We start from the raw sequence: 8119 nt of genomic DNA, 5'->3' as shown, positions 1-8119 counted from the left end.
GCCTACATCATAGAGTACCTAATCCACCCGACATCGTTTGGTCGATCGACCGCCCTTTCGGAGGCCATCACCCACGCAAAGAGGCCGATCCTTGGGGCGTTATTCATATTCCTCGGGATATACATAGGGCTATTTATCATGGGACTTGCCAGCGGGAACGCAACCCTCACACAGAACGCCGGCACATACGCCCTAGAGATACTCGAGGCAATGCTCAGAGAAACAGCAAGCGTCTTCAGTCTCCTAATCAAGCACGCCCTAAGCACAACACCATAACCAATCAAGACAAACCAACCCCTTAAAAACCACCTAATTTCCTCCCGATGACAAGCAAACCCCTAACTAGGGCTGTTGTGAGGATGAAAGCCATGAGGGCTAAGCAAGCCAATGCCAAGGTATTGAGCAGGAGGGGTGAGTTTAATATTCTGTGGGCCATAGTGGCTGTTGTCGGTATAGCGCTCGGGTTGTTCCTGATCTTCTACGTCTTCCACGGTGCAATGCCTTCGCTGGGTGCAAGCAACACGCTGACTGTGACTGCTGAGGAGTTGGGTGGGGTGCTTGTCGTGAACATGAAGGCTATGGGCGTCAGTGCCATTACGGTTGAGGCGATAAACCTGGTGCCCAGCGGCTCAAGCGCATCGAGTTGCACAGCATACCTAAATGGGAACACGTACAGTGGCATAACCTCACTGCCGGCCAGTGGGTTATCGATAACCCTCAACCCAGGTGATACGCTCTCGATAACGTGCACAAGCATAACAGGCTCACCCACGGAGGTCGAGGTGATGACAACAAGCGGCACAAACGTGGCGCCAATATCGTAAACCAGCACGGCAAAGCCCAACCTAAAAATCAAAATCATTTCCCCTTTCTCCCCATCCTCACCCAAAAACCATCCAACCCTTATATTCAAACAATGTTTCATTGAGTGAGGCAATGAGCAGGGAGCTCATTGACTTGGCTATTGAGAGGCTTAGGGAGGACTTCCCAAACAAGAGCAAATCATGGGTTAGGAGGGCTCTTATTCGATTCATGAAGAACACCGTTAAGGAGTACGGAGAGAATGTTTGGGTTGTTAGGGGACTGCCGGAGCTCGGTGACAAGTACCCTACCTACGTTGTTAGGTTCAAGGATGGTAGGTATTACTGCTCGTGCTTCGAGTCAAGCTGGGGATTGAGGAGAAAGAGCGAGATTTGTACGCACATAGCCGCGGTTATTTTGTACAGAAACTACAAGAGACTGGACAGCGAGGTCTACGCCTCGGTAATAAACATAGAGTGCGTTGATTATTACCTAGAGATACCCAGCGAGTTGAGGGGCAAGGTCAAGGTTGTTAAGTCCGTTAGGGTAGTCGATGCAACGGATAGGTTGAACCCTAGGCATAGGGTCACGTATGTTATTTACGCAAGCGAGCCCATTGAGGTGAGGGCTAGGTTAATCTGCGACGGCGATGTTAGGGAGCTAAGCCTAAGGCTGGCGAGGACGAGGAGGTACATTGTCGAGTTGCTGGTTAGGTGATTCTTATAGGTTTAAATTGCTGCGCTGACTGCAGTGATTTGTATGTCCTCGGGGTTGGATGATGTCGCTAGGGCATTGGCTGAAATGAGGGAGTTGGGTAGGAGGGTTCGTGAGAAGTTTTTGGAGTTTAGGAAAGCCCATTCGCGGTTCGAGGAGGCATTGCTTATGTACACAGAGCAGGTATTGAAGAGATGCCCGGAGGATGAGGGCGAGGACTTAGGGACTGCCGTAGCGTGCTTCGAGGAGCTCGCAAAGGTTGAGGCGGATTTGATAAACATTCTCGACGCAATGCTCGAGGCATTAAACGAGGACTACAACGCCCTGAGGGAGTTAATAGACATCTACCACAGGAAGATAAAGCCCATGCTCGGGAAATAGCCCCTTTAAAACCACCCCACCATTAATCGATGACATCAATCAAGGAGTACATCGCCGACTTAGTATTCGTAATTAGGGCTCCTGAGGATGGCACGGACTTGGCTGTGAGCGAAGCCTCCAGGTTGAGTAAGGCTTGGTTCAAGTTATCCATGCTCCTAAACGTTGTCACCACCCCATGGTTGTTGAGGAGGGGTGGTTATAGGCGTGAGTTGCTTGCCTATGCGCATAGCTTTGTTGCATCGGGCACTGACCCTGACGTAGCCTTCATGGCCATCTTGAACAAACTAAACAATGTGTTGAGTAGTAGGCTCCAGTGGGTTAATGCGAGCTTAACAGCCGTCATTGTCCTCTCAATAATGACCGGCGTGCTTACCTTCATGACAATCCTAGGTGCACCACCGATTGTTGGTTTAATCAACCTACTCTACATACCACTTATTCATTACTATCAAATAGAGCTCACCAAATACGACTACGTCAAACCACTGATCAGTGGTTTCGTTGGGTTGGGCATAGGCTTGGCAGCTTCCTTGCTACTGCTTAGGCTGCCTGCATTAATGACTACAACAATCTCGATAATAACCTTCGGCATAGGCTTCGCAGCACTCTACATGCCGCAGTTCCTGAAGTTCATCAAGGACTACTTGGGGATGTACAATAGGGTGAGTAAGTCCTTCGGTGAGTTACTGCTCGTCAGTGACCCCAAGCCACCAACGCCTAGGACCCTTGTCGAGAGGGAGTTAATCCAACTCTGGGACTACGCCTACTCCAGGGGTTCTAGGGATGTTGTTGAGAGGGTAAACATGGTTGTCGATAGCTTCATGAACTTCATTGGGCAGGTTGTTAGGAGTGGTTTCCTCTACGGCCCATTCATTGCCGTGAGCTACGCAATGATGCTGGCATTGGCGGCAATGCTCCTGGCACTCCACGCACCGGCACTCGCATCGAGTGCAGTCTCTGGTGCAACAGGTATAAGTAGTGCGGCGTTAATAATCAGCGGTCTGGCTAACACAAACGCCCTACTCACAATGCTCATTGCCTTGGGAGCATCAACATCGGTAATTGTCGGTAAGGCTATGCACTCAATAGGCTTGGGCGTAAGCCTGATCCCGCTCTTCCTAACCCCAATCATCACATTGATGGGGTGGGCATAATGCCGAGGAAAATGAAGGCTGAGGAAAAACCACAATCAATTGATGACCTTGATGCCTTGAGGAGCTATGGTGTTTCGGCGCAGATGATTGAGAGGCTTAGGGCTGTTGGTGTAACGAGCCCGAAGCACTTGTTGTTGTTCAACGCGGAGGAGTTGATGGAACTACTCAACCTCTCCGAGCTAGACACGGCGAGGAAGGTAATCACTGCGGCTAGGGGTTTGCTCAATGATGAGCCTAGGCCGATGAGTGCCAGGGAGAGGATTGAGGCTGTCTCGAGACAAAGGATTGTTAAAACCGGGGTTGAGGAGTTCGACAAGTTGGTTGGTGGCTTGAGGTTTGGTAATTCATACGAATTCGCTGGTGAGTTCGGTGCCGGCAAAACAATCATGTCCTTGCAAGTCGCCGTTACGTCGGTCGCCCAGCACCAGATCGGCGTGGTCTACATCGACACCGAGAAGACAATCGACCAATACCTAACCACGGGCAAGTTAATCGAGAACCTATGCGGTAGGTTCAACGTTAATTGCGGTGAGTTCCTGGAGAGGGACTTGGTTGTCTATAACCCAGCCACCGTCGAGGAGCTAGAGGACTTCATAAAGTTGAAGCTGGCTAACCAAGTGATTAGTGGCGGCGTTGGTGTTGTCATTATCGATAGCGTAACGGCACTTTATCGAGCACAGTTTAGGGGTAGGGAGAGGTTGGCGGAGAGGCAGCAGAGGTTGCACTACGTGCTTGATTGGATACGCAGGCTGACAATAAAGTTTGGGGTGTTAGCAATCTACACGAACCAGGTAATGACAATGCCGAGCGGCTACGTCGAGATCAAGCTACCGGTCGGCGGCAATGTTTTAGCCCACACAGTGAACAGCAGGTGGCTAATGCTCAGGCCAAGCAAGGCTAAGCCGGAGGGCGTGATGAGGGCTTTGGACGTTCCAGGGCTGGCGCCCGGCACAGAGGTTAAGTACGTCATCGGTGATGATGGTCTTCACTAATCCCTTAAAAATCAATGCATCAAATCTTGATGCATGTTTCTAGGCCTAGGGTGATTAGTCAAGGGTTGGTTAGGTTCTACAGTGTTGAGGGTAGGGAGAACTTCGGCTTGAAGACCAACATCGAGGTTCACCAAGTCATTGACCCAACATACCAAACGCCCGAGTACACTGCCTACATCATTGATGACGTCCCCGATTGGCTGATTGCACTGCCCCTCGACTACATAGCCGAGAAGCTAGGCTCTGGGGAGAAGCTCGAGACAGCCATCAAGAAAGCACTGGGCCTAATCGGCGTTAAGGCAACCAACGAAAACATTGACTTGGCTAGGAGGGTGTTTGAGCGTTGGTTGAATGGGTATGGGGCTTTTACCCCATTGTTCTTGATGCCGGAGATCACGGACATATACATTAGGAGGCTCGATGATGGATTGGCCGTCCACGTTAACCACGAGGAGCTTGGGCTTATGCGTGCAATCATTGGTTGGGAGCCGTATGAGTTGATCGTTAGGAGGGGCTTGAGGAGGGTGGTTAGGAGAATCACTGTTGGTGATTTCGACCCCATCAACTACCTCTTCAGGAGGTTCTCAATTAGGATGAGGACCCCAATAACTACCCACAACCCAATGCCTGACCTTGTTGACCCGGAGTTTAGGATTAGGGTTGCCGTAACCTCAGACCCCGTTGGGCGTCCAACGCCTTGGGTTAGCATTAGGGTCTTGCCGAGGAGGCCTAGGCTTATCACCGAGTTGATTAGGAACAACGTGATTAGCATAGACCAGGCTGCATTGCTTTGGTTACTAGCCGATTATAAGACACCCATCTTATTCGTGGGTCCGATGGGTGCGGGAAAGACTACGCTGCAGAATGCCATTGCGTTCCTATTGGTTGATAAGGTGATTGCCTTGGTCATGGATGTTGTCGAGCTTTACCTACCCTATCACCGGGTTGTTTTGCCTATGCTTGAGAGGAGGGCGTTTGCCAGGGGTATTGAGAGTATTGATAAGGTTAGGTTAATCAACCACTCCCTGAGGAGCGGTGCCGACATAATCCTAGTAAATGAGGCTAGGGAGGATAGTGAGTTCAAGGCTTTGCTTGAGGCAATGACTTTGGGTCATGGGACCATCACCACATTCCACGCCAACGACTACGAGGATGCGGTTACTAGGCTTAAGGTCAAGGGCTTCGTCGATGCCGAGAGGTTCCTAAGCGAGGCTGTTATTGTTGAGGTTGGTTTGGTTAAGGAGAGCGTTAGGGATGAGGGTGGTGTTGTTAGGGTTGTGCATAGGCGTTTCGTTAGGTCCATTAGGAATGCGGATAGGCACATGGAGGTGCTAACTAGGGACTACGGCAAGGACGTTATCGATAGGCAGTTGCGCTACCGAATTGAGTTCCTGACTAAGGTGTTGGAGCTAAACCCAACGCCGGAGCAGTTGGCTAGCCTACTATACGCATTCTACAAGGACCCGGAGTCCGTGTTGTCGGTGAAGCCCTCAGTGGAGGCGATAGAGTCCCTGAGCCTGCCTAGGCTTGAGTTGCCGAGTGAGGTTTTGAGTCTCGATAGCGAGGTTGAGGGGCTTTTTAAAGGGAGTGGGTGATTGGTGATGTTGACGCCTAGGTTGGTTGTCATCACCTACTTCAGTGGGCGTAAGGGTGGGACTGGTAAGTCCACGATAGCCAGTAACCAAGCCATTGCCCTATCAATGGCGTTGAAGACAAACGTAGTCCTCATAGACTTCGGGATTGACTCAACACAGACAAGCTCTAGATTGTTGGGGATTAACCCGGATAGGCCGGGCGCCCTTGATTACGTCGTCGGCTCAACTAGGGACGTGAACCAGGTAATTGTTAGGAGCAATGTGGTGCCTAGCGTATTCGTAGTACCACCAGGCTCACTAAAATCATGGGATTTGTGGGGTTCTTCGATGAGTGTGAACCAAGCCTTCAACGCCCTCAGGAACCTAATAATCACTGCATCCAGAATCACAAACGCGCAAGTAGTGATTATTGACTTGCCGGCATCGATTGATGATGTGGTTGTGGTGCCCTCGCTCATAAACTCGAACATCATTAACTTGGTCATGGATTACGCGAACTACGCAGACATAGTACTAGCCGAGCTAGACAACAGCATAGTTAGGCCGTTGAGCGTCCAACTTAAGTTGAACCCGATAGTGAACGTGGTTTTAAACAAATGGTTACCTGGTTTAGACGCTGTGGAGAGTAAGGCTAGGGCATTCGCCCACAACGGTGAGGTGTTTGTACTGCCAACCAGCCCAATAGTCCAGTACCTAACATCAACACTAAAGCCCTTCATACTATACGAGCCAAGAGGCTCGTTAGAGAGGTTCGTTAAGGAATTCAACAAGATGGTGAATGAGTTAATTAAGCAGGTGAAGGTTTTGCTCGGTTTTTAGTGGGTAATTGAAAGAAAGCATTAAATACATTAATATTCTAGTAAGGGTAACATAATTAGCGATTCGATGGTAGGTGACTTGGTCATCTTACTCAGGGAAGATGCTGTTGAGTTGGTCTCTAACTTTAAGGTGGCTAGGGCCACAGGATTAAGGCGAGGAGGCGCTCCTAATGCTGACGTCACCCGGTAGGTCAACTAGGTTAAGTCTACTGTGCACATCAGTCACCTTTCCGGCATCCTTCTTAACATGAACAACACCATTGTAAACCGTGGCAACACCAGCACCATCAATACCCCTGTGGATTAACCTCTCCAGGCCAATCCTAATTACGGGCGCCACGGGCCTAATATTGGATACAAGACCGAATATTTCACCCATTTTTAAGTACAACCACTTTAGGTAGCTAATAAATTAGGCTAAATATGCCAACTAAGTTCAATAAATAGACCTACGTAACCAACGTATATGCGGTACAGATAGAGATCTTAATCAGGAAAATGAAAAGGTCTTGCTTTTGAAGGTTTCAGCCGCTATCGACGGAATTACGCCAACTCCTGCGGAGTTAACCTGCTACTCACCTTAACCTTAAGGACTTTAACCACTGCATGAACAATTAGCATTACCGCCAGGTTAACTATGAGACCTAGTAGACCAACGTACATATTGTAGAACCATGGCAGTAATGATGATGCGAATTTAACTGTGGCTAAACCATACGTAACTAGTCCGGTACCCACAGCCCACCCAGCGGCCACGCTATACTTATCTAAGTCATACCAGTACATTGAGAGTATTATTGCGGGTAGTGTTTGCAGTAGCCAGGCATATGAGAAGGTTAGTAGAAAGAATATTAAACCACTTGCGGCTGGAACTAGGGCAAATATTAGGGATGCCACGATCATTATAAACACGGCTACCCTACCCCAAAATACCTGCTGCCTCTCACTAGCCCTCCTATTTATGAAATCTAGGTAAATGTTCCTAGTTATCAAATTAGCCGCACCAAGGCTCTGAAGTCCAGCTGGAATCATGCTCCCAATTACAATGCCCGCAAATGCAATCGCAACGAAGGTGCTTGGGAAGTACGCATTCAACACTGATGGGAATGCCAAGCTTGATACACGGCTTGGCACTAGGTTCTCAGCTAAGGCGACCAGGCCCATTACAGCTAGGAAGACTAACCAAACTTGGTAAAATGGCAGGAAAACAGAATTCCTCTTAATAACATCCTCACTCTTAGAGCCTAATAAGCCAACCAGTAGGTTAGGGAAAAGCAGCCACGATATCCCACTTCCAAAGGCCAACGTTATGTAACCCACCATTAACTTACTAGGTATCAGGTAGTGTGAGGGTCCAAGTCGAGCGAAAATGGGGCCGAAGCCGCTGAAGCGTATGCCTAATGCAACAACAACCGTTAATATCACGGCCCATAGTATAGCATCCTTAATCAGTGAACTTAAGGCCGGGCCCCTTAACCCACTGAACGCCACAAACAATGCCACTATTATGTAGGCGATTATGAAGCTTGGAATCACTGGGAAGCCCATGGCATCAAGCACGTACCTTATCCCAACTATTTGAAGTGCAATGTAAGGCAGCATCGCTATTATACCTGTTAATGAGATTAACAGCGACAATACGCCACTATCAAACCTATCCCTAA

General features: G+C 49.1%; 9 protein-coding genes and 1 pseudogene. 8 read left to right on the top strand and 2 right to left on the bottom strand.

What is annotated here, in order from left to right; all coding sequences use genetic code 11:
- The 8 genes and pseudogenes from AAX04_RS12220 to AAX04_RS11170 form a co-directional block, all read left to right on the top strand.
- Nucleotides 1–276: pseudogene (locus AAX04_RS12220) on the top strand (hypothetical protein); the annotation flags it as partial.
- Between the two features lie 47 nt (nt 277–323).
- Nucleotides 324–824: a hypothetical protein gene (locus AAX04_RS11200; protein ID WP_066798315.1), complete on the top strand. Its 501-nt coding sequence runs from the start codon at nt 324–326 to the stop codon at nt 822–824.
- Between the two features lie 112 nt (nt 825–936).
- Complete coding sequence (locus AAX04_RS11195) at nt 937–1518, top strand: hypothetical protein (protein WP_066798313.1); 582 nt, start codon at nt 937–939, stop codon at nt 1516–1518.
- Between the two features lie 42 nt (nt 1519–1560).
- On the top strand, nt 1561–1896 hold the full coding sequence (locus tag AAX04_RS11190; RefSeq protein WP_066798311.1) for a hypothetical protein: 336 nt from the start codon (nt 1561–1563) through the stop codon (nt 1894–1896).
- 29 nt (nt 1897–1925) lie between these two features.
- Entirely contained in the window at nt 1926–3050 is a 1125-nt protein-coding gene (locus AAX04_RS11185) for a hypothetical protein (RefSeq protein WP_066798309.1), read from the top strand.
- A complete protein-coding gene (locus AAX04_RS11180) occupies nt 3050–4042 on the top strand; it encodes an ATPase domain-containing protein (protein WP_084761498.1) in 993 nt (330 codons plus the stop codon). The genes AAX04_RS11185 and AAX04_RS11180 overlap by 1 nt, the downstream gene beginning before the upstream one ends.
- A 29-nt stretch (nt 4043–4071) precedes the next feature.
- Nucleotides 4072–5637, top strand: a complete 1566-nt coding sequence (locus AAX04_RS11175) for an ATPase, T2SS/T4P/T4SS family (RefSeq protein WP_066798306.1) — start codon at nt 4072–4074, stop codon at nt 5635–5637.
- Between the two features lie 6 nt (nt 5638–5643).
- The gene (locus AAX04_RS11170) at nt 5644–6456 is read left to right on the top strand and encodes a ParA family protein (RefSeq protein WP_066798305.1); all 813 of its coding nucleotides are present in this window, start codon (nt 5644–5646) and stop codon (nt 6454–6456) included.
- A 147-nt stretch (nt 6457–6603) separates the two neighbouring features.
- Here AAX04_RS11170 and AAX04_RS11165 read toward each other — a convergent pair whose 3' ends face one another.
- Nucleotides 6604–6834 carry a hypothetical protein gene (locus AAX04_RS11165; protein ID WP_066798304.1) on the bottom strand — a complete coding sequence of 77 codons (231 nt, stop codon included), beginning with the start codon at nt 6832–6834 and terminating at the stop codon, nt 6604–6606.
- 164 nt (nt 6835–6998) lie between these two features.
- Nucleotides 6999–8119 (bottom strand): sodium:solute symporter (locus tag AAX04_RS11160; RefSeq protein WP_066798303.1); only part of this gene is annotated, 1121 nt, incomplete at its 5' end.

The organism is Caldivirga sp. MU80 (assembly GCF_001663375.1).
Taxonomy (GTDB): Archaea; Thermoproteota; Thermoprotei; order Thermoproteales; family Thermocladiaceae; genus Caldivirga.
The sequence above is the reverse complement of the archived record's forward strand: the minus strand, read 5'-3'. Positions and strand labels throughout refer to the sequence as shown.

Excerpts from the sequence above, each read along its gene's own strand:
- AAX04_RS11185 (WP_066798309.1), top strand. The coding sequence starts at position 1,926 with ATGACATCAATCAAGGAGTACATCGCCGACTTAGTATTCGTAATTAGG.
- AAX04_RS11200 (WP_066798315.1), top strand. The coding sequence starts at position 324 with ATGACAAGCAAACCCCTAACTAGGGCTGTTGTGAGGATGAAAGCCATG.
- AAX04_RS11195 (WP_066798313.1), top strand. The coding sequence starts at position 937 with ATGAGCAGGGAGCTCATTGACTTGGCTATTGAGAGGCTTAGGGAGGAC.
- AAX04_RS11190 (WP_066798311.1), top strand. The coding sequence starts at position 1,561 with ATGTCCTCGGGGTTGGATGATGTCGCTAGGGCATTGGCTGAAATGAGG.
- AAX04_RS11165 (WP_066798304.1), bottom strand. The coding sequence starts at position 6,834 with ATGGGTGAAATATTCGGTCTTGTATCCAATATTAGGCCCGTGGCGCCC.
- AAX04_RS11170 (WP_066798305.1), top strand. The coding sequence starts at position 5,644 with ATGTTGACGCCTAGGTTGGTTGTCATCACCTACTTCAGTGGGCGTAAG.
- AAX04_RS11175 (WP_066798306.1), top strand. The coding sequence starts at position 4,072 with ATGCATGTTTCTAGGCCTAGGGTGATTAGTCAAGGGTTGGTTAGGTTC.
- AAX04_RS11180 (WP_084761498.1), top strand. The coding sequence starts at position 3,050 with ATGCCGAGGAAAATGAAGGCTGAGGAAAAACCACAATCAATTGATGAC.